19 protein-coding genes and 1 pseudogene are annotated in these 23,626 nt (G+C 72.3%); 8 read left to right on the top strand and 12 right to left on the bottom strand.

Annotated features, from left to right (window positions below; translation table 11 throughout):
* Positions 1–98 precede the first annotated feature (98 nt).
* Together OFY01_RS25810 and OFY01_RS25815 are read right to left on the bottom strand one after the other, a co-directional pair.
* Positions 99–368, bottom strand: a complete 270-nt coding sequence (locus OFY01_RS25810) for a hypothetical protein (protein WP_266603786.1) — start codon at positions 366–368, stop codon at positions 99–101.
* Between the two features lie 304 nt (positions 369–672).
* Positions 673–1,482: an SGNH/GDSL hydrolase family protein gene (locus OFY01_RS25815; RefSeq protein ID WP_266603788.1), complete on the bottom strand. Its 810-nt coding sequence runs from the start codon at positions 1,480–1,482 to the stop codon at positions 673–675.
* A gap of 279 nt (positions 1,483–1,761) precedes the next feature.
* Between OFY01_RS25815 and OFY01_RS25820 the strand changes: the two genes are divergently transcribed.
* Positions 1,762–2,856, top strand: coding sequence for a DUF5925 domain-containing protein (locus OFY01_RS25820; RefSeq protein WP_266603790.1), 1,095 nt, complete (start codon positions 1,762–1,764; stop codon positions 2,854–2,856).
* 217 nt (positions 2,857–3,073) lie between these two features.
* On the opposite strand, the gene OFY01_RS25825 is transcribed toward OFY01_RS25820, so the two are convergent.
* Positions 3,074–3,451, bottom strand: coding sequence for a GntR family transcriptional regulator (locus tag OFY01_RS25825; RefSeq protein WP_266603792.1), 378 nt, complete (start codon positions 3,449–3,451; stop codon positions 3,074–3,076).
* Positions 3,452–3,522: 71 nt separating this feature from the next.
* Here OFY01_RS25825 and OFY01_RS25830 point away from each other — a divergent pair, with 71 nt between their 5' ends.
* Together OFY01_RS25830 and OFY01_RS25835 are read left to right on the top strand one after the other, a co-directional pair.
* Positions 3,523–4,458 carry a GNAT family N-acetyltransferase gene (locus OFY01_RS25830; RefSeq protein ID WP_266603793.1) on the top strand — a complete coding sequence of 312 codons (936 nt, stop codon included), beginning with the start codon at positions 3,523–3,525 and terminating at the stop codon, positions 4,456–4,458.
* Positions 4,436–4,930: a DUF402 domain-containing protein gene (locus OFY01_RS25835; protein WP_266603794.1), complete on the top strand. Its 495-nt coding sequence runs from the start codon at positions 4,436–4,438 to the stop codon at positions 4,928–4,930. The genes OFY01_RS25830 and OFY01_RS25835 overlap by 23 nt, the downstream gene beginning before the upstream one ends.
* On the opposite strand, the gene OFY01_RS25840 is transcribed toward OFY01_RS25835, so the two are convergent.
* A complete protein-coding gene (locus tag OFY01_RS25840; RefSeq protein ID WP_266603795.1) occupies positions 4,911–5,519 on the bottom strand; it encodes a class I SAM-dependent methyltransferase in 609 nt (202 codons plus the stop codon). The genes OFY01_RS25835 and OFY01_RS25840 overlap by 20 nt on opposite strands.
* Positions 5,520–5,668: 149 nt before the next feature.
* On the opposite strand from OFY01_RS25840, the gene OFY01_RS25845 reads away from it, so the two are divergent.
* A complete protein-coding gene (locus OFY01_RS25845; protein WP_266603817.1) occupies positions 5,669–5,797 on the top strand; it encodes a hypothetical protein in 129 nt (42 codons plus the stop codon).
* 9 nt (positions 5,798–5,806) lie between these two features.
* Here OFY01_RS25845 and OFY01_RS25850 read toward each other — a convergent pair.
* From OFY01_RS25850 to OFY01_RS25860, 3 genes and pseudogenes are all read right to left on the bottom strand, one after another.
* Positions 5,807–5,962: pseudogene (locus OFY01_RS25850) on the bottom strand (GNAT family N-acetyltransferase); the annotation flags it as partial.
* Between the two features lie 52 nt (positions 5,963–6,014).
* Positions 6,015–6,995, bottom strand: coding sequence for a DNA polymerase Y family protein (locus OFY01_RS25855; protein WP_266603797.1), 981 nt, complete (start codon positions 6,993–6,995; stop codon positions 6,015–6,017).
* Positions 6,996–7,022: 27 nt separating this feature from the next.
* Positions 7,023–10,490: a DNA polymerase III subunit alpha gene (locus tag OFY01_RS25860; RefSeq protein WP_266603799.1), complete on the bottom strand. Its 3,468-nt coding sequence runs from the start codon at positions 10,488–10,490 to the stop codon at positions 7,023–7,025.
* 171 nt (positions 10,491–10,661) lie between these two features.
* Here OFY01_RS25860 and OFY01_RS25865 point away from each other — a divergent pair, with 171 nt between their 5' ends.
* On the top strand, positions 10,662–11,729 hold the full coding sequence (locus OFY01_RS25865) for a DUF3533 domain-containing protein (protein WP_266603801.1): 1,068 nt from the start codon (positions 10,662–10,664) through the stop codon (positions 11,727–11,729).
* 257 nt (positions 11,730–11,986) lie between these two features.
* Here the strand turns inward: OFY01_RS25865 and adhE are convergent, their stop codons facing one another.
* The 4 genes from adhE to OFY01_RS25885 all read right to left on the bottom strand — a co-directional run bounded on the left by adhE (position 11,987) and on the right by OFY01_RS25885 (position 18,522).
* Positions 11,987–14,650 carry a bifunctional acetaldehyde-CoA/alcohol dehydrogenase gene (gene adhE, locus OFY01_RS25870; RefSeq protein ID WP_266603803.1) on the bottom strand — a complete coding sequence of 888 codons (2,664 nt, stop codon included), beginning with the start codon at positions 14,648–14,650 and terminating at the stop codon, positions 11,987–11,989.
* A 418-nt stretch (positions 14,651–15,068) separates the two neighbouring features.
* The gene (locus tag OFY01_RS25875) at positions 15,069–15,974 is read right to left on the bottom strand and encodes a S1 family peptidase (RefSeq protein ID WP_266603805.1); all 906 of its coding nucleotides are present in this window, start codon (positions 15,972–15,974) and stop codon (positions 15,069–15,071) included.
* Positions 15,975–16,169: 195 nt separating this feature from the next.
* Complete coding sequence (locus tag OFY01_RS25880; protein ID WP_266603806.1) at positions 16,170–17,021, bottom strand: S1 family peptidase; 852 nt, start codon at positions 17,019–17,021, stop codon at positions 16,170–16,172.
* Between the two features lie 166 nt (positions 17,022–17,187).
* Positions 17,188–18,522, bottom strand: coding sequence for a DUF5685 family protein (locus OFY01_RS25885; RefSeq protein WP_266603808.1), 1,335 nt, complete (start codon positions 18,520–18,522; stop codon positions 17,188–17,190).
* Between the two features lie 360 nt (positions 18,523–18,882).
* Between OFY01_RS25885 and OFY01_RS25890 the strand changes: the two genes are divergently transcribed.
* Positions 18,883–19,329 carry a cell division protein SepF gene (locus tag OFY01_RS25890; protein ID WP_266603810.1) on the top strand — a complete coding sequence of 149 codons (447 nt, stop codon included), beginning with the start codon at positions 18,883–18,885 and terminating at the stop codon, positions 19,327–19,329.
* A 61-nt stretch (positions 19,330–19,390) separates the two neighbouring features.
* On the opposite strand, the gene OFY01_RS25895 is transcribed toward OFY01_RS25890, so the two are convergent.
* A complete protein-coding gene (locus OFY01_RS25895; protein WP_266603812.1) occupies positions 19,391–21,178 on the bottom strand; it encodes an MFS transporter in 1,788 nt (595 codons plus the stop codon).
* A gap of 257 nt (positions 21,179–21,435) precedes the next feature.
* Between OFY01_RS25895 and OFY01_RS25900 the strand changes: the two genes are divergently transcribed.
* Positions 21,436–22,614: a hypothetical protein gene (locus tag OFY01_RS25900; RefSeq protein ID WP_266603813.1), complete on the top strand. Its 1,179-nt coding sequence runs from the start codon at positions 21,436–21,438 to the stop codon at positions 22,612–22,614.
* Between the two features lie 218 nt (positions 22,615–22,832).
* A partial coding sequence (locus OFY01_RS25905; RefSeq protein ID WP_266603815.1) for a phosphatase PAP2 family protein occupies positions 22,833–23,626 on the top strand: 794 nt, incomplete at its 3' end.

A 23,626-nucleotide genomic window follows, 5' to 3' on the forward strand; every position in this document is an offset into this window, starting at 1 on the left:
GATGACGGTCGCGGTGGAGCGCGGCGGAACGCCGGTGGCGTGGAGGTGGGGTGCGGGCCTCGGCCCGCTCGGGCGATCGGCCGGAACCGGGACGGGTCCTAGTGACCGCCGAAGAGCGAGCGGCGCAGCCGACGCAGCGGGGCGAAGAGCGAGACCCGCCCGACGCGTGCCCGCCTGCCGCTGCGCTCGTGCGCGGTGTCGCGCGTCGTGAGCTCACGCATCAGCGATGTCGCCTCGACCGTCTCGCGCTGCGGGACGGCGGGGCCGCCGAGCACCGAGAGATGGCGGTCGAGGCGCGAACTGGTCGCGCCGCTCCCACACGTGATCGCAGGCACACGCGGCCTGCTGCGCACTGTTATCTGTTCCATGTCACTCCCCACCCGTACGAGGGCACCCGGCCCGGGCAGGTTAACCCTATCGCCCCCGAGTGACACTCGTGTATCCCGGTCGCGGGATTCACCTTCTCCATAAGGAGGTTGACTCCCTTTCACCGGCTACTCTCCGAATGCGGCTTAATCCAGGGCGAGTTGGACAAGCTGGGCAAATTTCCGGCCGTGCGTGACACCCGCAAGCGGCCACCGTCACCGACGGTGAGGGATTCGCTCACGTCAAGTCGTGGCCTGTCACGGCGTGTCGCCCGGCCCCCGAGCGGGGGCCGGGCGGGGGCGCCTGTCAGGCGGCCGAGGCGAAGACGGGCAGATAGCCGCCCGACTGGCCTGCGGCGGTGGGGTGGTAGGACTCCTCGATGTTCAGCCAGTTGACGCTGTGCAGCCACGAGTCGCCCGAGCAGATCTCATGACCGCTGAAGGTGGTGGTCACGTCGCCGAAGGTGAAGCCGTGGTCGACGGCGCGCTTCTCGGTGGTGGAGTTGAGCAGGTCGGCCGCGTCGTTGATGGCCGACCGCTCGGTCTCGGTCAGGCCCGCGATGCAGGAGCCGTTGAGCTTGTAGAAGCGGGGGTAGCCCAGGACCACCACGCGGGCGGAGGGCGCCTTGGCGCTGATCGCCGAGTAGACCTTGTCGAGCTTGCCCGGCAGGGTCGTCGTGACGTAGGCGCGCGCCTGGTCGATCCGGCTGAGGCAGGTGGACTCGGAGTACAGGACGCAGGTCGTCATCACGTCCGCGAAGCCCGCGTCGTTGCCTCCCACGGTGATGGAGACGAGCGAGGTGCCCGAGCCGAGCGGGCCGAGCTGATTCGAGATCACATCGTCGGTCACGGCGCCGGAGCACGCCGTGAAGTCGAAGCTGGACGGTGCGTGCGAGGCGGCCCACAGGTAGGGGTACGCCTTGGTGGAGCGCTTGCAGGAGCCACTCGAACTGATGTAACTGCCGGAACCGACTCCGGAGGAGTACGAGTCACCGAGCGCCACATAGCCGGTGGCGGTCGCGCTGTCCGCTGCCTGCGCGGCGGTGGCCCCGGTGAGGGCGAGTACCGCGGCGAAGAGGAACGAGGTCACGTATGCCGTAATTCGGGAACGTCTCATGAAACCTCCCATAGCAGGATTTCTGCAACAACTGTGGTACCACGCCCCACAGTTACCGGGAAGTACCCTCGTATGGACATCTACCAAGTGTTCAACATCAGGTACATGTCAGGTTTATGACTTACCCTCAGACAGCCTCTGCTACGCCCGTAGAACGGGCGGACATCGAAATTCACAGGCGACGCGGATGCACCGGCGGCCGACACAGGCGTGCGCCGTGACACACGCGCCCCCGGCAAAACCCGTGCGCAAGGGCTCTTCGTGGCGGATCATGGGCGGATGTCCACCAACCCTTTCGACGCGCTGCCGGTACGGCTCGGCGTGGACGACAGCGACTCGCCCGCCGACGTCGTCGACGCGCTGTTCCTCGGCCGGTTCGCCACGGGCGAGCAGCCGCACGCGCACGCCGTGAACATCGACCGGGTCAGGACCGGCGCCACGCTGCTGCCGCCGGACGCCCGTGTGCTGCGCTCCGCGCGCGACGACGACCGCAGCGCGACGCTCGCCGAGGGCGACGGCTGGACGGTGCTCGTCTCCCGGTGGAACCGGGGCGCGGACGTCACGGTGACCGCGACCAGCCAGGAGTTGGCGAGCGAGGTGCTCGGACTCGCGACGGACGGCGCGGCGGACGAGCCGGAGCCGCAGCCGGAGAACGTGACGATGGGCTTCTGGTACGTGTCACCGCGGCGCGGGCCGCACCGCACGACGCGGCAGATCTCGGCAGGCACCTGGGAGGAGGTGCGGCCCAACTACACGGCGCCGGTGGCCGAGGCGCTCGACGGGCTGATGAAGACCCGCCCCGAGGACATCGCGGGCCGCCTGCTCCTGCTGCACGGCCCGCCGGGCACCGGCAAGACGTCGGCACTGCGTACGCTGGCCCGTTCGTGGCGGGACTGGTGCCAGGTCGACTGCGTCCTGGACCCGGAACGGTTGTTCTCGGACGTCGGCTATCTGATGGACATCGCGATCGGCGAGGACGACGGTACGACGAAGGGGCGGTGGCGGCTGCTGCTGCTCGAGGACTGCGACGAACTGATCCGCGGCGAGGCCAAGCACACGGCGGGTCAGGCGCTCTCGCGCCTGCTCAATCTGACCGACGGGCTCCTCGGCCAGGGCCGGAACGTCCTGGTGGGCGTCACGACCAACGAGGACCTGGAGCGCCTGCACCCGGCGGTGGTCCGGCCCGGCCGCTGTCTGGCCCGCATCGAGGTGGGGCCGCTGACCCGGCGCGAGTCCGTGGAGTGGCTGGGCCGGGAGGAGGACGTGCCCCGCGAGGGCGCGACGCTGGCCGAACTCTTCGCCCTGCGCCGCGGCGTCTCCCCCACCTCGGTCCCGGACCAACGCGCCGACACGGACGCGGGCCTGTACCTGTAGCGGGCGCGCGGCCCCACACCTGGGGCGGTGCGGCCCCGCCGCCTCGGGCGGTCTGCCGCTTCCGCACCGTGCCGACTTGAGCCCCTCGCCGCGTTCGACTGCGTGCCGGCTCGGGCACTCTGCCGCCCGGGGCGGCAGGGTGGGCAGGGCGGCGGCACCCCGGTGCGGCGCGACAGGGCCGCGGGGCCCAGCCCCGCTACGGCGCCGGACGTCCGGGCTAGGCGTAGGCCGCGCGCAGAGCGTCTCGCGCCGCCGACAGCGCCGCGTCCTCGGACAGGCCGAGTCGCCGGGCCCGCTCGGCGAACACGAGCGCCGCCGCCGCGGCCTCCCGCCCCGCCGCGTCCTGCGCCGCGGCCGCGACGAACGTCCCGTTGCGCCCCCGCGTCTCGATCACCCCGTCCGCCTCAAGCGCCCGGTACGCCTTGGCCACGGTGTTCGCCGCGAGCCCCAGCTCCTGCGCGAACCCCCGTACGGTGGGCAGCTTGTACCCGACCGGCAACGCCCCCGAGCGCACCATCTCGGCGAGCCGCGCCCGCACTTGCTCGTAGGGCGCGGGACCGCCCGCGTCGATCTCGATGTCGATCTTCAAGGTCACGCCCACGATTGTCCCGCAGCGCCGGAAAATGAGAGGCACCCGGGGCCGTGCGGCGCGTAGCGTGCCTCGCCATGACCGTGCTCGTGCGTCCGCTCCACCCCGGCGAACCGGCCGACGTCGAGGGCTTCACCCGAGTCAGGCGCGCCTGCCTGCCCGCCATGCTCGCAACCCCGGCGTCCGTCGCCCACGACGCGGCCCACGCCCACCCCGACGCCCACTACGTCCAACTGGTCGCGCTGGACGACACCGGCGCCGTCACCGGCACGGCCCAGGTCGGCATCGCGTACGACAGCCCGGAGCCCGGCCAGGGCTACGCGAACGTCTACGTACACCCCGACCGGCGCGGCCGGGGCGCGGGCACGCTCCTGCTGCGCACGGCGGAGGAACACCTGGCCCTGCACGGCGCCCGCGAGGTGTACGCCTGGGCGCTCGACGCCGGGCGGAACCTGTCGTGGGCGGCGGCCCGCGGCTACCGGCGCGGCCGCAGCGCGCACTTCCTCCGCCTCGACCTGGCCTCCGGCCCGCTGCCGCCGCGCCCGGCCCCGCCGCCCGGCGTCGAACTGCGCACGGCCGCCGACTTCGCGGACGACCCGCGGCCGCTGTTCGACCTGGACGCGGAGACGCTCGCCGACGAGCCGGGCGACGTCGGCGCCGAACTCAGCGACTTCGAGCAGTGGTTGCGGGACACCTGGCACCACCCTCTGCTCGACCGCGGCCTCACCACGGTGGCCGTCGTCGACGGCCGCCCGGCCGCCTTCACCCTGGCGCGCACGGACGGCGACGGCCGCTACTCGACCGGGATGACCGGCACGGCCCGCGCCTTCCGCGGCCGGGGCCTGGCCAAACTGGCCAAGAACGAGTCGCTCCACCGCGCCCGGGAGGCCGGGATCACGGTGGCGTACACGGGCAACGACGCGGGCAACGCGCCGATGCTCGCGATCAACAAATGGTTCGGTTACACGCTCGACGCGACGGAGGTCCGCCATGTCCGCACCCTCGGCTCCTGAGACCCTTCAGGTGGTCCTGGTCAAAGCGGGCCGTACGAAGATCAGTTACCCGGCGCGGCTGCTGGCCGACGACGGCACCCGCATCACGGTCAGCGCCGACTGGGCGGGCGACGGCGCCCGCGACTTCGGCTTCGTGCGGTTCGAGCCGGGCGACGTGTTCACCGAGCACTACTGGCGCGACCGCTGGTACGCGGTCAAGGAGGTACGCACGGGCGACGGCACGCTGAAGGGCTGGTACTGCGACGTCACACGCCCCGCGGTGCGCGAGGGCGGCGAGCTCGTCTGCGAGGACCTGGACCTCGACCTGTGGGTGTCGGCCGACGGGAGCCAGGTGATCCGCCTCGACGAGGACGAGTTCGCCGAGAGCGGCCTGGCCGACCGGGACCCGGCCGCCGCGCGGGCGGCGACGCGGGCCCTGGACGAGCTGGAACTCCTCGCCGGGAACGGCGAGTTCACGGGGCTTGTGGGCTGAGGGTCGCCACCACCGCGTACCGCTCGTCGGCGACCGGCCCGCCCCACAGTCGCGCGTCCCGCGACAGGGGTTCGTGCCGCAGGTCGGCGACGAGCGGTCGCAGCGCCCGAGTCACCCGGTCCGCCGGTATGCCGACGGGGCTCAGCTCGCCCCACACGCCCTCGACGAGCACGAGCCGCCCGGCGGCGGGCGCGAGCAGCCCCAGCCAGCGCCGCAGCACGGCCTCCGGCTCGGGCAGCGTCCACAGCACGTGCCGTACGAGCACGACGTCGTACGCGCCCTGCCGCACCGGCGGCCGCGCCGCGTCACCGAGCAGGAACTCCGCGTCGCGCCCGGCGAGCTTGCGGTGGGCGTGCTCCAGCATGGCGGGGGCGGAGTCGACTCCGGTCACCCGGTGTCCGCGCTCGGCCGCGAGGAGCGACAGGCTGCCGGTGCCGCAGCCCAGATCGAGGACGCGGCCGGGGCGCGTCGGCAGCCAGTCCGCGAGGCGCCCCGCCCAGGCGGCGCGCACCTCCGGGTCCCGCAGGCCGTGGTCCGGTTGGTCGTCGAACGCTGCCGCGGTGGCGTCCCAGTCGATGGTTTCCGGCACACTCGCCCCTGTCGTCGTCGTTGATGTCGTCACGCCCCATGGTGACAACCGCCACTGACAATTGCGCTTCGATGGGCCACGCTCCGGGAACAGGTCTACAACGGCGTCACGCCGTGACCCGTGTAGGTACAGGAGGCATCATGCGCCGAGTGACCATGCACAAGCCGACCCGCGCGAGCTCGGTGACGCGCCGATTGCAGAAAGAAGCTGCCGAAGTGCGCCGCGAGCGCCCGGAAGTCCGCAAGGACATCCGCAAGACGTGGTGGCCGGACGAGTAGAGCGGGCCGTCAGATGCGACTCAGACGCTTGCGGTAGTGGACGCGGTCGTGGGGGCCGTCGACCCGGCGCTCCACGACCTCGTGTCCCTACCGTGGATACGGTTTCCGGTTCTCCCGCATCAGGGCGTTGGCGCGGAGCCGCACCCCGTCGTGGCCGGGCGCGCGTCGTCGGCGCCGCCCGCGGCGCAGGCCGGCGGCCCCGTACGGCGCGGCGCGCTCACGCCGCAAGCGCCGCGGGAACGACCGCGCCGGGGCCGAACCTGGCCCGGGCGCGGTCCGTCGCGGCTTCCAGGGCCCTGGCACGGGCGTCCGCGGGGTCGAAGGTCAGCTGGTGCGACGCCGTTTCGGCGGGGGCCAGGCCCTCGGCGCGCAGCGCGATGCCGCGGACCCGGGCGCGCTGGAGGCCGAGCGCCTCGTACAGCCGGTACGCGGACCCGACCAGCGCCGCCGAGTGCGCGGTCGGTTCGGTGAGAGACCGGGTGCGTACGGTCGTCGAGCGGTCGGCGTAGCGGATCGTGAGGGTCAGGGCGCGGCAGACCTGGCCGTCGTCCCGCATCCGCGCACCCAGCTCGTCGGCGGTGGCGAGCAGGGCGCGGCGATGGCGGTGCGGGTCCAACTCGTCGCGGGTGAAGGTGCGTTCGGCGGCCATCGAGCGTGCGGCGGCGTTCGGGGTGACCTTGGTGCGGTCCACTCCGTGCGCCTTCTCGCGTAGTTCGCGGCCGGTACGGGCCGTGGTCAGGCGTTGCAGCGTGGACAGCGGCGCGGCGGCGACGCGGCCGACCGTGTCGAGGCCGTACTCGCACAGGGTGCGGGCGGTGGCGGGCCCGACGCCGGGCAGCTCGGTGACGGGCCGGCCGGCGAGGTGGGCGGCGGCGTCGGTGACGACGTACGTCGTTCCGGGCTCCGCCTCGCGTGCCGCCATGCGCGCGGCCATGGGGCCGAGGCCGGCGCCGATGGCGCACGCCACGCCGTACAGGGCCACGGCCCGGAGCCGGATCACCGAGGCGATCTGGCGGGCGTCGCGGCCGAAGTATCGTTCGGCGCCGCCGAGATCGACCAGCGCGGCGTCCGGCGGGAGCGCCTGCACCGTCGGGCTGAAGTCGTTCAGCAGGGCCAGGAGTTCGGGCAGCCGCGCCTCCTGTGCGGGCGTCAGCAGGAATCGTACGCACAGTACGTCGGGGTTCTCCTGTCGCTCCATCTCTCTCACCTGCTCTCTCATGCTCTCTCACCCCGCGCTTCCCGGACTCTGGTGCCACAGCTTCCGCCGCCGTCCCGGCACGTCCTCACCGGCCGGCTTCAGGTCGGCCCACGGGTGCATCTCGTAGCCCGTGGAGAGCCGGATGCGCCGCCCGTCCGTCGCCTCCGCGCCTCCTTCCGCCTCCGGACGCGGCTCCGGCGTGGCCGCCATCCGCCGCGCCACCTCGTCGAGGCCGTGCTCCCGGTATACCTCCACCAGCTCCGCCAGGTTCCACGCCGCCTGCCCCACCACGCTCAGGCTGCGCGGGCCGCGCCGCTGCACCTGGCCGCGGACCAGCAGCAGCCACGAGTGGAAGACGGTGTGCGCGCACGCGGCGTGCGCGTCGTCGAAGAAGGCCAGGTCGACCAGGCCCGTGCCGTCGTCGAGCGTGGTGAACACGACCCGCTTGCCCGAACGGACGGGCGGGGTCTGGGTCGCCGCCTTCGCGCCTGCCACAAGGACCGTCCGCCCGTGTTCGGCCTCCCTGAGGCGGCGCGCCGACACCACGCCCAGGTCCCGCAGGAACGCCTCGTGGTCGGCCATGAGGTGACGGGAGGCGTCCATGCCGAGCACACCGAGTTCGGCGCTGAGCCGCTCGGCGTCGCCGAGGTCGGGCAGCCCGGCCGATGCCGTGCGCCTTCCTCCGGACAGCGGCAGCTGGGCGCCGCCCGCGCCCCGCCCGGAGCGCTGCAACTCCGTCAGGTGCAGTTGCAGATCTCGGCGGTTGGCGCCGAACGCGTCGAGCGCGCCGACCTGGGCGAGCCGGGTGGCGAGCGGGCGGCTGGGGCGGGCCCGTTCCCAGAAGTCGAGCAGCGACGCGTACGGCCGGCCCGCCTCGATCCGCGCGGCCTCCGCCTCGCTGATCCCGTAGACGTCGGAGAGGGCGAGCCGCACGCCCCAGCGCTCCACCGGCTCCGCCCCGCCCCCACCATCGGACACCAGTTCGATACGGTGTGCGACCGCGGACCGGTTCACGTCCAGCGGCAGCACCGGCACCCCGCGCCGCCGCGCGTCCGCGAGCAACAGCCGCTTCGGGTACATGCCCGGGTCGTGCGTGAGCAGCCCCGCGTAGAACGCCGCCGGGTGGTGCGCCTTCAGCCACGCCGACTGGTAGGTGGGCACGGCGAACGCCACCGCGTGCGCCTTGCAGAAGCCGTAGCTGCCGAACGCCTCCACGATCTCCCAGGTCCGCGCGATCGTGTCGGTGTCGTAGCCGCGCTCCGCCGCCCGCTGGGCGAACCAGAACCGGATGCGGCCCTGCGACTCGGGGTCGGACAGGCCGCGCCTGACCCGGTCGGCCTCGTCACGGCCGCAGCCCGTCATGATGTCGACGATCTTGATGATCTGCTCGTGGAAGACGACCACGCCGTACGTCTCGCGCAGCGCCTCCTCCAGGTCGGGGTGCGGGTAGCGGACGGGCGCCCGGCCGTGGCGCGCCTCGATGAACGGGCGCACCATGTCGGCGGCGACCGGTCCCGGACGGAAGAGCGAGATGTCCACGACCAGGTCGTGGAAGTTCTCCGGCTGGAGCCGTCCGATCAGGTCCCGCTGTCCCGGCGACTCGATCTGGAAGCAGCCGAGCGTCTCCGCGGACTTGATGAGCCGGTACGTCCGTCCGTCGCCCCGCGGCACCGCGTCCAGGTCCACGGACTCGCCCGTGGCCCGTTCGAGCTCGCCCAGCGCGTGCGCCATCGCCGACTGCATCCGCACGCCGAGCACGTCCAGCTTGAGCAGCCCGAGGTCCTCCACGTCCTCCTTGTCGAACTGGGACATGGGGAAACCCTCGCCGCTGGTCGGCACGGTCGGGGTGCGGGCGAGCAGCGAGGCGTCGGAGAGCAGCACCCCGCACGGGTGCATGGCGACACCGCGCGGCAGCGCGTCGAGCGCCTCGACCAGGTCCCACAGGCGGTGGTTGAAGCCGTTCGCGTCCGGGGCGAACTCGCCCGCCACCTCCTTCAGTTCGGGAAGCTCCCGCATCGCCGCGCGGGCGTCGCGCGCGCGGATGTGCGGGAACGCCTTGGCGACGCGGTCGATGTCGGCGGGGTCCATGGACAGGGCGGCGCCGACGTCGCGGATCGCGTGGCGCACCCGGTAGGTCTCCGGCATCGCGACGGTCGCGACGCGTTCGGTGCCGAACCGGTCGATGATCGCGCGATAGACCTCCAGACGGCGCGCGGACTCGACGTCGATGTCGATGTCGGGCAGGGCCAGACGCCGCTTCGACAGGAAACGCTCCATGAGCAGGCCGTGTTCGACGGGGTCGGCGTTCGCGATGCCGAGGAGGTAGTTGATCAGCGAGCCCGCGCCCGAGCCGCGTGCGGCGACCCTGATGCCCCTCTTCCGTACGTCGTCGACGACCTGGGCGACCGTGAGGAAGTAGGTGGCGAAGTCGTGGTGGGCCACCACGTCCAGTTCGCGGTGGAGGCGTTCCCAGTACCCGCGCTGGTCAGCGTGGCCGAGGCGGACCATTCCGGCCGCCGCGCGGGAGGCGAGGACGCGCTGCGCGGTGCGGCGGTCGGCGCCGACCAGCCGGGGTTCGGGGAAGCGTACGGAGCCGATGCCGAGGTCGTCCTCGGGGTCGACCAGGCATGCGGCGGCCGTGGCCTGCGTCTGCTCCATCAGCCGGTACGCCGTGTCGCGGCGGAAGCCGGCCGCCTCCACGATCCGCTCGGCGGTGTGCAGCATGGCGGCGGCGTCCTTGAGCCACCGTTCGCCGGTGTCGAGTTCCTTGGCCGGGTCGACCGGGACCAGGCGCCGCGCGGCGTCCAGGACGTCGGCGACGGGGCCCGAGCCCGGGTCGGCGTACCGGACGTCGCCCGTGAGGACGGGGCGTACGCCCTGTTCGGCGGCGAAGCCCACCGTGCGCGCGGCCAGGCGCAGGGAGCCGGGGCCCGTGCCCTTCCTGCCGTGGTGGACGGCTTCGAGGCGCAGGGCGTCGCCGTAGATCTCGCGCCAGGGGGCGAGCAGCACGGCCGCCTTGTCGGGGCGTCCGGCGGCGAGCGCGCGGCCCACGTCGGAGGCGGGGCCGAGCAGCACGGTCAGGCCGTCGCCGTGGTTGTCCGGCCACGGCAGCCGTACGTCCTGGGGGCCGCCGCCCCGCGCGTGCGCGGCGGTGATCATGCGGCACAGCTCGGCCCAGCCGCGGGCGCCGTCGCGGGCGAGGAAGGTGGCCCGGGGTGCCGACTCGTCGACGAAGGCGCCGCCGCGGACCGGCGGCCTGCGCCGTTCGCCGCGCTCGGGGACGCCGACCGCGAGCTCGGTGCCGAACAACGGCCGCACGCCGTGCTTGGCGCACGCCTTGGCGAACCGGACGGCTCCGGCGACCGTGTCACGGTCGGTGAGGGCCAGGGCGTCCATGCCGCGCTCGGCGGCACGCTCGGCCAGCAGCTCCGGGTGCGAGGCTCCGTACCGTACGGAGAAGCCGGACACCGCGTGCAGATGCGTGAAGCCCGTCACACGCACCTCCAGCACACCTCGAGCCCATCGGATCTCACCTCCCCCGCCCTCCACCATAGACCAGTTTTCGAACGTTCGTGCGATCTTGATCGAACGCCGCCTCCGATCCGTTCGAAACCCGTTCGGCCCACCCCGCCTGCGGGCACGCGGGCGCCGCCGGACGGTGGGGGCATGAAGTTCGCCGACGAGTTCAAGAACGCCGTCACACCCAGGGCCGCGATCCTCGTGATCGGTGTGCTCGCCCTGCAGCTGCTGTTCATCGCCTCGTACGTGGGGGCGCTGCACAGCCCGAAGCCGAAGGACGTGCCCTTCGGTGTCGTGGCGCCGCTGCCCGCCGTGGCCAAGCAGGCCGAACAGCGGCTGTCGAAACTGCCGGGCTCGCCGCTCGACCCCCGGGTGGTCTCCGACGAGAAGACGGCCCGACACCAGATCATGAACCGGGACATCGACGGCGCCCTGGTCCTCGACCCGCGCGGCACCCAGGACACCCTGCTCGTCGCGTCCGGCGGCGGCACCGTCCTGTCGAACGCCCTGGACACCATCACCATCGCGCTCGAGACGCCGCAGAAGCGCACGGTGAGGACCGTGGACGTGGCACCGGCCTCGCCCCAGGACTTCGACGGGCTCTCGTCGTTCTACCTCGTCGTCGGCTGGTGCGTCGGCGGCTATCTGTGCGCGTCGATCATGACCGTCAGCTCGGGCTCCAAACCGGCCAGCCCACACCGCGCGCTGATCCGGCTCGGCACGCTGGCTCTCGTCTCCTTCGCGGGCGGGCTCGGCGGCGCAGCCCTCGTCGGCGACTCGATCCTGGGCGCGCTGCCCGGCTCCTTCTGGGCACTGACCGGGCTCGGCACGCTCGTCACCCTCTCGGTCGGCGCGCTCACCCTCGCCCTGGTGGAGCTGACCGGCATCGTCGGTATCGGCCTCGCGGTACTGCTGGTCGTCGTCGCGGGCAACCCGAGCGCGGGCGGCGCCTTCCCGCTGCCGATGCTGCCGCCGTTCTGGAAGGCGATCGGGCCGTGGCTGCCGCCGGGCGCGGGAACGTGGGTGGCGCGCTCCATCGCGTACTTCGAGGGCAACGACGTCACCAGCGCGCTGCTCGTCCTGTCCGGGTGGGCGGTGGCCGGCATCGCGGTGGCGCTGCTGGTGGCCTGGCTGCGCGCGAAGCGGGGCGGCGACGCCGAGGCGGCCGCCCCCGCGAGCCCGGCACCGGCCTCGCCGGCCGGAGGAGTCCGGTGAACTTCTCGTTCTGTACGGGGCCGGGATCGACGCGGGCGTCCTCCCCGAGAAGCCCACGGTCTCCGTCGTCCCTCCGGTCGACTTCCTCATCGGCGGCCCCGGGCAGCTGCTCGCCGGTCGGGTGAGGGCCTCCCCACGGGGGCGTCAGGCACTCCCGATGGGCCGCTTCCCGGCGCCCGGTGCCGCCGGCGAAGCGGGAGCCGACGCCGGAGCCCGCCGACGCGTGAGGCATCGGCGGGCTCCGGCGTGACCTCGTGTCAGGCGTCAGGAGTCAGGCGCCACGCGGCCTGCTGAGCGGCGCCCTCCCGGTTGCCGTAGTACGCCTGCCGCATCAGCCGCTGCATCTCGTCGAGCATCGGCATCCGCGGGTTGGCGGGCGCGCACTGGTCGGCGTAGGCGTTCATGGCCTGCTGCGGCAGGGCCTCGATGAATGCCTGCTCGTCGACGCCCTCGGCCTGGAAGGAGGCCGGGATGCCGCAGCGGTCACGGAGTTCCTCGACGGCCTTCGCGTACGACTCCACGCCCTCCTCGGGGGTGGCGGCCGGCAGGCCCAGCGTCCTCGCGATCTCCTGGAACCGCTCGGGCGCCTTGTACGTCTCGGCCTTCGGCCACGGGGTCGCCTTGTGCGAGACGGTGCCGTTGTGCCGGATGACGTGCGGCAGGAGCAGCGCGTTGGTGCGGCCGTGGGCGACGTGGAAGGTGTTGCCCAGGGTGTGCGCCATGGCGTGCACCAGGCCGAGGAAGGCGTTGGCGAAGGCCATGCCCGCGATGGTGGAGGCGTTGTGCATCCTCTCGCGCGCCTCGGGGTTCTTGGCGCCCTCCTTCACGCAGGCTTCCAGGTTCTCGAAGATGAGCTTGATGGCCTGGAGGCACTGGCCGTCGGTGAAGTCGTTGGCGTAGACGGAGACGTACGCCTCGGTGGCGTGGGTCAGCGCGTCGAAGCCGGAGTCGGCGGTGACGTGCGGCGGCAGGTTCAGCGGCAGCAGCGGGTCGACGATCGCCACGTTCGGGGTGAGCGCGTAGTCGGCGAGGGGGTACTTCTGGGCGGCGGTCGGGTCGGAGATGACCGCGAACGGGGTGACCTCCGAGCCGGTGCCCGACGTGGTCGGTACGGCGACGAGCTTCGCCTTCTCGCCCAGTTGCGGGAACGTGTAGGCGCGCTTGCGGATGTCGAAGAACTTCTCCTTCGTGTCCGCGAACTCGATCTCCGGGTGCTCGTACATCAGCCACATGATCTTCGCGGCGTCCATCGGCGAGCCGCCGCCGAGCGCGACGATCGTGTCCGGCCCGAAGTCCCGCATGGCGGCCGCGCCCGCTCGCACGGTGGCCAGCTCGGGGTTGGGTTCGACGTTGTCGATGACCTGCACGGTGACCGGTTCCCTGCGGGAGTCGAGGATGTCGGTGACCCGTCGCACGAAGCCGATCTCGCCCATGGTGCGGTCGGTGACGAGGGTGACCCGGTGCACGTCGTCCATCTCGGCGAGGTACTTGACGGCGTTGCGCTCGAAGTAGATCTTCGGCGGGATCTTGTACCACTGCATGTTGGTGTTGCGCCGCCCGATCCGCTTGATGTTGACGAGGTTGACCGCGGAGACGTTGTCGGAGACCGAGTTGTGGCCGTAGGAGCCGCAGCCCAGGGTCAGCGACGGCAGGAACGCGTTGTAGACGTCGCCGATGCCGCCGAAGGTGGAGGGCGAGTTGACGATGACGCGGACCGCCTTGACCCGCCTGCCGAACTCCTCGGCGAGCGCCTCGTCCTCGGTGTGGACGGCGGCGGAGTGGCCGAGTCCGTCGAACTCGACCATCTGCGCGGACAGCCGCAGGCCGTGCTCGGTGTCGTCGGCCCTCAGCGCGGCGAGCACCGGGGAGAGCTTCTCGCGGGTGAGCGGCTCGGCGGGGCCGACCTCGGCGCACTCGGCGACCAGGATCGAGGTGCCGTCGGGGACCTCGAACCCGGCGTGTTCGGCGATCCACCGCGCCGGCTTGCCGACGACGGCGGCGTTGAGCCCCGCGCCCGCGCAGTCGTTGCCGTAGGCGGTGGTGCCGAAGACGAACTCCTCCACCTTGGTCTTCTCGGCGGCCGTGAGGAGGTGCGCCCCCAGCCGCTTGAGCTCGGCGACACCGTCCTCGTAGATCTCCTGGTCGAAGATCACGGCCTGTTCGGAGGCGCAGATCATGCCGTTGTCGAACGCCTTGGACAGGACGATGTCGTGGACGGCACGCCCCAGCCTGGCGTCCTTGGCGACGTACGCGGGGACGTTGCCCGCGCCGACGCCGAGGGCCGGCTTGCCGCACGAGTAGGCGGCCTTGACCATGGCGTTGCCGCCGGTGGCGAGGATGGTGGAGACGCCCTGGTGGTTCATGAGCAGGCCGGTCGCCGCCATCGACGGCTCCTCGATCCACTGCACGCAGTCCTCGGGCGCACCGGCCTCGACGGCGGCGTCGCGCACGACGCGGGCGGCCTCGGCGGAGCACCTCTGGGCGCCGGGGTGGAAGGCGAAGACGATGGGGTTACGGGTCTTCAGGGCGATCAGCGCCTTGAAGATCGTCGTCGAGGTGGGGTTGGTGACGGGGGTCATCGCGCAGACGACGCCGACCGGTTCGGCGATCTCGGTGATGCCGTTGATCTCGTCGCGGGAGACGACTCCGGCCGTCTTCAGACCGCGCATCGAGTTGACGACGTGCTCGCACGCGAAGAGGTTCTTGACCGCCTTGTCCTCGAACAGGCCGCGCCCGGTCTCCTCGACGGCGGCCTTCGCCAGCTCTCCGTGGTGGCTGAGCGCCGCCAGCGACGCCTTCTTGACGATGTGGTCCACCTGGTCCTGGTCGTACGTCTCGAACCGGGTCAGCGCCGCCAGCGCCCGCTCGACCAGCCCGTCGACCATGCCCTCGACCGTGCCTTCGCTCTCTACGGCATCCACGGCAGGATCTCCTTCTCCGCGACCTTTTCCGCTGATGTTTCAATTCCACACCTCAGCGCTCCGCACGGAGGCCGGACAAGGGCCCCATCCGCCGGGAAGAAAGTCCCTGGCGGACGGCGAAGAACCCGTGGAAACCTGCCTCGACCTGCGAAAACACAGGGGGTCATGAGACCTTTGCGCACTTGTGAAACCTTTCACAAGAATCTCGCCGAGGTGGTTCACCGTGCGTTCAGACCCTGCCCGTGCCGTCACGGACGCGCGCGGCAGCCCTCGCGTCGGTGCAACGGAAGAGCCCCCGCGGGCCGTTGAACGGCCCGCGGGGGCTCCGGGGTCCGACGTCCGTGCGTCCGTACGTCAGGGCGTCCGTACGTCAGGGCGTCAGGGCGTCAGGGCGTCAGGGCGTCAGGGCGTCAGGGCGTCAGTAGACGTGCACGCCGTACGCGTTGAGTGCCTCGGTGACCGGCTGGAAGAACGTCGTGCCGCCGGACGTGCAGTCGCCGCTGCCGCCGGAGGTGAGACCGTACGCGGTGGTACCCGCGTAGAGCGGGCCGCCGGAGTCGCCGCCCTCAGCGCAGACGTTCGTCTGGATGAGACCGTAGACGATGCCGTCGCTGCCGTAGTTCACGGTGGCGTTGAGCGCGGTGACCGTGCCGCTGTGCGTGCCCGTGGTCGAGCCACGGCGGTAGACGGTGGTGCCCACCGACGGCGTCGCGGCCCGGGTGATGTCCTGGCCGCCCACCGTGCCCGGGTGGTAGATGGAGCTGTTGGTGTACTTCACCAGCGCGTAGTCGTTGCCGGGGAAGCTGTAGTCCTGGGTGGTGCCGAGCGTCGTGAAGTGGCTGCCGTCGGCGTACCAGGTGCCCGCGACCCGACCGCAGTGACCGGCGGTGAGGAAGTAGTAGTTGCCGCTGTTGTCCTGGACGTTGAAGCCGAGCGAGCAGCGGTACTGGCCGCCGTAGATGGCGTCGCCACCGGAGATGAGCTTCTTGAACGTGCCGGGCGTGTGCCGGATCTCCAGGGCGCCGGCCATGGCGCCCGCCGTCTTCTCGATCTTGTTGATCTCGGCCCGCGAGACCGTGCTGTCGACGGTCACGAGGACCTTGTGGGCCTTCGCGTCGACGGCCCATGCGGTGCCGGGCACGTCCGCCGCGCGCACGGCGGTGTCCGCCTTGCCGAGTTCGGCGGCGCTGAACGTGTGGGGGGCCGGGGCCGCGTGGGCCGTGGGGGCGGCGAACGCGGCGGCGGCGAGCAGGCCGGTGCCCACCGCGAGGAGCCGGGTGCGTCTCGCTGTGCCGCTGCGGGGGGTGGTGCGCTTGTTCCTCACTGGTCGTTCCTCCCGAGGGAAGTCGGGGGCCCGCGTGGGGTCGGGGCCCGTGAGGCGCGGTCGGGGGCACGGCGTCCGGGTTCACCGGTATTTTTGCCGTGCCCCTGACAAGGCGCTGCGCGAAAGTATCGGGCCACGCGGCCGGACGGCGCAAGAGAGCGCTTTCGGCCGCGTGCCGCACGGCTCGTAGCCGCTCTAGTAGAGGGAGACCTTGTACGCCTTCAGCGCCTCGGGGACGGGCTGGAAGAAGGTCGTGCCGCCGGTCTTGCAGTCGCCGCTGCCGCCGGAGGTGAGGCCGAGGGCCTTCGTCCCGTCGTACATCGGGCCGCCGGAGTCGCCCGGTTCGGCGCAGACGTCGGTCTGGATCAGGCCACGCACGGTGCCGCCGTCGGAGTAGTGGACCGTCGCGTTGAGGCCGGTGACCCTCCCGCTGTGGGTGCCGCTGGTCGAACCGGTGCGCTTGACCGACTCACCGACGTAGGCGTCGGCGGCGCTGTAGCCGCCGGGGTGGCTGAGCGAGGTGTTGTCGTAGCGCACGAGCGCGTAGTCGTTGTTCGGGAAGCTGGCGCCGACGGTGGGGCCGATGGCCGTCTTGTGGGCCAGGTCGGTGTACCAGTAGTTGGCGGCCTTGCCGCAGTGGCCCGCGGTGAGGAAGTAGTACGTGGACCCGCTGCGCACGTTGAAGCCGAGCGAACAGCGGTACTGGCCGCCGTAGATGGCGTCGCCCGCGGAGAGCAGCGTACGGAACTCCCCGGTGGTGCGCCGCACCTCCACCGCTCCGGCGTCGGCGCCCGCGGCCTTCGTCATCCGGGCGAGGGCGGCCTGCGAGACGGTGCTGTCGGCCGTGACGACGACCTTGTCCGCGGCCCGGTCCACGTACCAGGCGGTACCGCCGACCGAGGCGCTGTCCACCGCGTCGGCGGCATGGGCGAGACGGGCGGCGCTGTATGCGTGCGGCTCGGCCGCGTGGGCGCCGGGCAGGCCGACCGCGGTGACGGCGGCGAGCCCCGCGGCGGCGGCGAGGAGGCTGGTGCGTGTGGATCTCACAGTGTTCCTCCGGTGTGTCGATCGAGTCGAACGGAGCGAAGAAGAGACGCATACGCTGAGCGGTGACGCGTCCCTGACATACGGACGCGCACGCGTTGGATACTGACGCCCCGACCGTCAACGCACAAGAGCACGGGGGCCGGTGGGACTCCGCCTCACCACCCCGTCAGCAGTCGCAGCAGTCACAGCAGTCCAGGCACTCGCAGCACTGGCACACCTCGCAGTACTCACAGCAATCGCAGCAGTCGTCGCAGTTGTCGCACAGCCCCCCGCGTTTCTTGCGCGACCAGGGCCCCTCGAACTCGTCGGCGCAGCACACCTTGCAGGTGCAGCAGAGCCCGACCGCGGCGAAACAGCCCGCCCAGAACCCGCGTCTGCCGGGCTTCGGCGGCTGGAACGAGGGCCCGCCGCCCGGGCCGCCGGGGCCTGCGGGCCCGCCCGGACCGCCCGTCCCCCCGCCCGCGTACGGATTTCCGCCACCGTACGGATCGCCGGAGGCGTACGGGTTCCCGGGCGCGTACGAGCCCGAGCCGGTCGGCGCGTACGGGCTGCCTGGCGCGCCGGTCGGCACCCAGCCACCGCCCTGGCCCCCGCGCCGGCCGTCGCCGTGTCCCTCTCCGCGTTCCACGTGCCCCCTGACGCAGCCGCCCGTGCCGAACACCCGGTCCACCGACCGCCCCAACTCGTGTGCGAGCAGCAGGTGGGCGAGGCGGCCGTCCACGAAGTCGGCCTCGCGCAGCGCGAGCCGGACGCCGTGCACCGCGTCGTCGGCGAGCCGCCGGGCCTCGGCCAGGTCGGTGCCGGTCGCGGTGAGCGGGTTCCACGCGCCGGACGCGGTGTCGTTTGCCAGGTCCTCCACGGCGTCGAGGAGATGCGCGAGCCGGCCGAACAGCCGCCCCGCCTCGGCGAGCGGTTCGGCGTTGCCCGGTCGCCCGGCCAGCACCGCGGTGTGCGCGAAGGCGGCCGCGGTCGCGGTCTCGGTCGGCTCGGTCACCGTGAGCAGCGAGGTGCCGGGCCCGGCGAGCGCCTCGATGCCGGTCTGCCGCTCCACGGCGTCGAGCAGGACGGCGGTGTCGAAGCCCACGTCGGTTCCCGTACGGGCACCGGCCCTCCCCCAGTTCGCGGCGACCTTGCGGGCGGCGGCCGCCACGGGCCTGCGGGCGAACAGGCCGTCGCGGTCGTCGACATGGTCGCGCACCTTCGCCGAGGCGAGCACGAGCGAGACGGCGGCGGCGAGCCGCGCGCCCTCGCCCTGCGCTACGGAGGCGGTGCGCATGCCACGCAACGGGCAGGGCCCTGCCCGGCGGCGCCGATCGCTGGACCGCTCGGACTGAGCCTCCGTCAGAACCGAGACCAGCAGGCCGTCGTAGTTCGTGACGATCCTGGCGAACTGTCCGTGGTCACCGCGCAGCGCCAGGCACAGCCCGCACAGATGAGCCATCCACTGCGTCTTGAGTCCTTCGCCGAGCCGATGGCCGCAGGGCCGGACGATTCCGAACAAGGCGACTCCCCCGTACGCCGCATGACGGTGCGTCAACCGGTGCGGCACAGCCTGTGCGCGGCAGCCGGTACGCGCCCGGCCGACCAGACGCCAGGCATCGTATCCGGCCATCCGATCACCCGGACACACCAGTCGTCACCCGAACGCCGTCGCAAATAATATTTCACTCACTGTCAGCAGCCGTACCCCGCACAGCCCTTGGGAACAGCGGGGCAACACCGTGTTGACTGTGCACCAGTACCGTCACGAAAACCCCGCGCGGCGGCTATCCCCTTGGCGTGACATCTGCATCATGGACGAACATTGGGGATGCACGACGACATGCGGAACGCAGAGGAACCGCTGTGAGAGGAGGCGTCCATGGGATCGGTGCGCAAGGCGAGTGCCTGGCTTGGCCTCGTCGACGACAACGATGACGAGCGTTACTACGACGGTTACGACGACGACCGGGCCGAGGGGCCCGAGCCCGGTGACGCCTGGGTGACGGACCCGCGCGTGAAGGTCGCCGAGGAGAAGGCCGAGGAGGACGGCCGCCGGATCGGGACCGTGACCCCGGACAGCTTCCGGGACGCGCGACGGATCGGGGAGATGTTCCGGGACGGCGTCCCGGTCGTCATGAACCTCACGTCGATGGAGCCCGGCGACGCCAAGCGTGTCGTCGACTTCGCGGCGGGGCTCATCTTCGGTCTGCGCGGTTCGATCGACCGGGTCGCCAACCGCGTGTTCCTGCTCACCCCGGCCGACACGCAGATCGTCTCCGGCCGGGAGGCCGCCGCCCCGACGGACGGGTTCTTCAACCAGAGCTGAGCGGGGCAGGTCCGTCCGCCCGGACCCGCCCCCCTCTCCGGTCCTCCAGGGCCGCCCGGGGTCAGGCCACCGACGACTCGGCCCGTGAGGCCGGGCGCCGCGCGGTCACTTCGGCCTGCGGCAGTTTCGTCGCGGCCGCGCCCTTCGCAGCCGCGCTCTTCGCGGCCACGTCCCTGGCGGCCAGGCCCTTCGCGGGCAGGTCCGTCGCGGCCAGGTCCGGGGCGGCGGACTTCGTCGCGGCCGGTTCCGTCGAGGCCGGTTCCGTCGCGGCCAGGTCCGGTTCCGCCGGGGCGGCGGGGGCGTCGCACTCCATCATGCGGGGCAGTCGCCGTGCGGCCAGCGCCCCCAGGAGCAGCAGCGCCGCGCTGACCACCAGCGTGACGTGGAGGCCGTGCACGAACGCCGTCCGCGCGGCCGTGCGCAACGCGTCCCCCGCCGGGCCGCCGAGCCGGTCGGCGACCTGGTACGCCTCACCGAGCGAGTTCCCCGCGGCGTGGCGGGCGGCTTCCGGCACCGTCCGCGCGTGCCCGAGCGCCGGCGCGTAGGCCGCGTTCATCACCGAGCCGAGCAGCGCGATGCCCATGCCCGCGCCGAGCTGGTACGAGGTCTCACCGATCGCGGCCGCTCCCCCGGCCTCGTCCGCGGGCGCCTCGCTGAGCATCGACTCGTACGCCCCGAAGAGCGTGGACTGGAAGCCGAAGCCGAGCAGTATGAAGCCGAAGCCGAGCAGCAGTGGCCGGTCGTGCGCGCCCATCAGGACGAGCAGCAGCACCGCGAGCGCGGTGAGCGCGAAGCCGCAGGAGACCATGCGGCGCGGGCCGAAGCGGCGCAGGTTGGCGGAGCCGCTCACGCCCGCGGCCATCGCCGCGAAGGTCAGCGGCAGCATCCGCAGGCCGGTCTCCAGCGGGCTCAGGCCGAGCACGAGCTGCAGGTACTGGACGGCGATGAGTTCCAGGCCGACCAGCGCCAGCATGGCGATGACGATGCAGCCGACGGATGTGGAGAAGGCCGCCTTCGCGAACAGCCGCATGTCGATCAGCGGGTGGGCGCGGCGGCGCTGGCGGCGCACGAACAGGACGAGCAGCAGGGCGCCCGCGAGGAACGGCAGCGCGGCGCGGCCCTCGAACAGGTGGCGTGTGGTGCCCCACTCCTTGATGCCGTAGACGACGCCGAGGACGCCGAGCGCGGCGACCAGCGCACCGAACAGGTCCCAGGGTCCGTCCGAGCGGCCCTTGGACTCGGGCACGAGGAGGCGGCACACCGGCAGCATGACCGCCATCAGCGGGATGTTGATGAGGAAGACCGAGCCCCACCAGAAGTGCTCGACGAGGAAGCCGCCGAGGACCGGCCCGGTGGCGGCGCCGACCGCGGCGACCGCGGTCCACACGCCGATGGCGACGGCCCGCTCGTGCCGGTCGGGGAAGACGTCCCGCAGGATCGACAGGGTCGCCGGCATGATCATCGCGCCGCCGATGCCGAGCAGCGCGCGGGCCGTGATGAGCACCTGGGCGCTGTCGGCGAGCACGGCGAGGGCCGACGCCGCTCCGAACAGGGCGTACCCGAGCAGCAGGATCTTTCTGCGGCCGACGCGGTCGCCGAGCGTGCCGAACAGGATCAGGAGCGAGGCGCACACCAGCGGGTAGGCGTCGCCGATCCAGAGCAGTTCGACGGAGGTGGGCTTGAGGCTCTCGGTGACCGAGGGCAGCGCCACGTAGAGGATGGTCGAGTCGAGGGCGACGAGGAGCAGGCTCGTGCACAGGACGACGAGGACGACCCAGCGGTTGACGCGGGGCCTGGCGGCGGACTGCCGACGGCGCAGCGGCCCGGTGGCCGTGCTCGTCCCGGACATGTGCGTACCTCCCAGTGGTCCTCGCGCTCGGCGGGCCGGTGGGCTGGGGACGCCCACGGTCTCCGGCTCGGGAGGAGCGGTCTCCCGGCCCCGCGGCGAAGGGCGAGTGATCCGTCAGGTTACGCGAGTTCGCGCGGTTGACGCGTGGCAGAACTCTCATGGAGCCATCAAGCGGGTGTGGCGTACGCCACTTGTGGGTCTCTTGCGGTGCGGGGGCCGTGTGAGGTGCGCGGGTGCGGACCCCGATAATCGGTTCGATGACCGCCCCGACCACTGCGCCCGGCACGTCCGACGCACCTGACCCGACCGACCGGCCGCACGCGCCGCCTGCGGTCCTGCGCGCGGCGGCGCCCGCCCTGCTCGGCTACGCGGCGGTGCGGGCGCTCGGACTGGTCGCGCTCGCGCTGTGGAGCGCGGCGGTGGGCAAGAGCCCGCACACCCTGCTGACCGCCCGTTGGGACTCGCTCTGGTACACGCGGGTCGCCGAGCACGGCTACGGCTGGTCGGTGACGCTGCCGGACGGGAGCGTCCACTCGAATCTGGCGTTCTTCCCGCTGCTGCCGTGGCTGGAGCGGGCCGTGGCGGGCGTCACACCGCTGTCGTGCGCGGACGCGGGCCTGGTGGTCAGCTGGTGCGCCTCGCTCGCGGCGGCGTGGGGCCTCTTCGCGGTGGGCGACCGCCTGTACGGGCCCCGGGCAGGGGTCTGCCTGGCCGTTCTGTGGGGCGCGCTGCCGGTCGGGATCGTGGCGTCGATGGCGTACAGCGAGGCGCTGTTCACGGCGCTCGCGGCGTGGGGGCTGTACGCGGTCGTGCGGCGGCACTGGGTGAGCGCCGGGCTGCTCGCGGCGGCGGCCGGTCTCACGCGGCCGGTCGGCGCTGCGGTCGTGGCGGCGGTGTGGGTGGCAGCCGCACTGTGGATCGCGCGTGAGCGTCGGGTGACCTGGCGGCTGGTCCTGGGGGTGCTGCTGGCGCCCGCGGGCGCGGCGGCGTACGTGCTGTGGGTCGGGCTGCGGACCGGCGGCGGCCTGTTCGGCTATCTCGACGTGCAGCGGCAGTGGGGCAACGGGTTCGACGGCGGCGCCGCCTTCGCCCGCTTCGTCGCCGACAAGTTCACCTCGCCGCTCGGCGCGCTCGCCGGGATCGGCCTGGCGGCCGGGGTGGTTCTGGTCGTCCGGCTGTACGGGGCCGGGGTACGACAGCGCCAGCCGGTTCCGGTGCTGGTGTACACGGGGATCGTGACGGCGCTCGCGCTGTGCGCCTCGGGCTACTTCGGGTCGAAGCCACGGCTGCTGCTGCCCGCTTTCGGGCTGCTGCTGCCGCTCGCGGCGGGACTCGCGCGGTGGCGGACGGGCCGGGCCGCGACGGCGCTCGGGGCGCTGGCCCTGGTCTCGGCCGTGTACGGAGCGTTCTGGCTGAACGGATCCGGCCCGCCGTGACGGGTGGGGTAATTCAGCACCATCGGGAGGTGAACGCGCCTTATACGCGCCATATAAAGGTTCCCGGACGGCGATCACCGAATTCCGGGAAATTATCGTCGGCGTTACACGAAATCCCGGGGATAACACTTACGCTGAGATCAATCCCACATCACATCGTCATCACGACCGCCCTGTTCCGTCCTGGTCCGCGGTGAACGAGCGGTAGCGTCGATTGGGTGCGTACCAAACCAAACGCGACCCGCCGCATCGAGCGGTTCTTCGCGAGACTCGACCGCGAGCCCGAACGGCCACGCGACGTGAGCATGCCGACGATGAGCCGGCACCGCGTCGTGCTCTTCGGGCTGACGTTGGCCTTCTACCTCTTCATCGTGGCCGCGGTCATCACCACGTCCCCGCTGGTCGACCTCGACTGGCGGGCCATGTTCTTCCGGCCCTACCAGCAGTGGCCCGGCATCCACGCCTTCCTGGACTACTGGGTGGTCCTGGGCCAGCGCGGGCCCACGGCCGTGATGGTGGCGGCCTGGCTGGGCTGGCGCTCATGGCGGCAGCACACGCTGCGGCCGCTGCTCATGTTCGGCGTCTCGCTGCTCCTGCTCAACGCGACGGTGGGCGCGGCCAAGCTCGGCATGGGGCGGCTCGGCCCGCACTACGCCACCGTCATCGGCTCCAACGAGATGTGGCAGAACGGCGACATATTTCCTTCGGGGCACACCGCCAACGCGGTCGTCACCTGGGGCATCCTCGCCTACCTGGCCGCCACGCCGCGTGCCCGGCGCTGGCTGTCCGCGGTCTCCGCGGTGATCTCGCTGAGCGTCGGCCTGACCACCGTGTACCTCGGGACGCACTGGCTCAGCGACGTGCTGCTCGGCTGGGCCGCGGGGCTGCTCATCCTGCTGGCCCTGCCCTGGTGCGAGCGGCCCGCCGCCCGCGCCGAGGAGCTGATCCTGGCCCTGCGGGACCGGCTGCGCGCGCGTCGCGGCGGCGCCACCGCACGCCCCGCACCGGCCAG

Source organism: Streptomyces beihaiensis (assembly GCF_026274175.1).
GTDB classification, from domain to species: domain Bacteria; phylum Actinomycetota; class Actinomycetes; order Streptomycetales; family Streptomycetaceae; genus Streptomyces; species Streptomyces beihaiensis.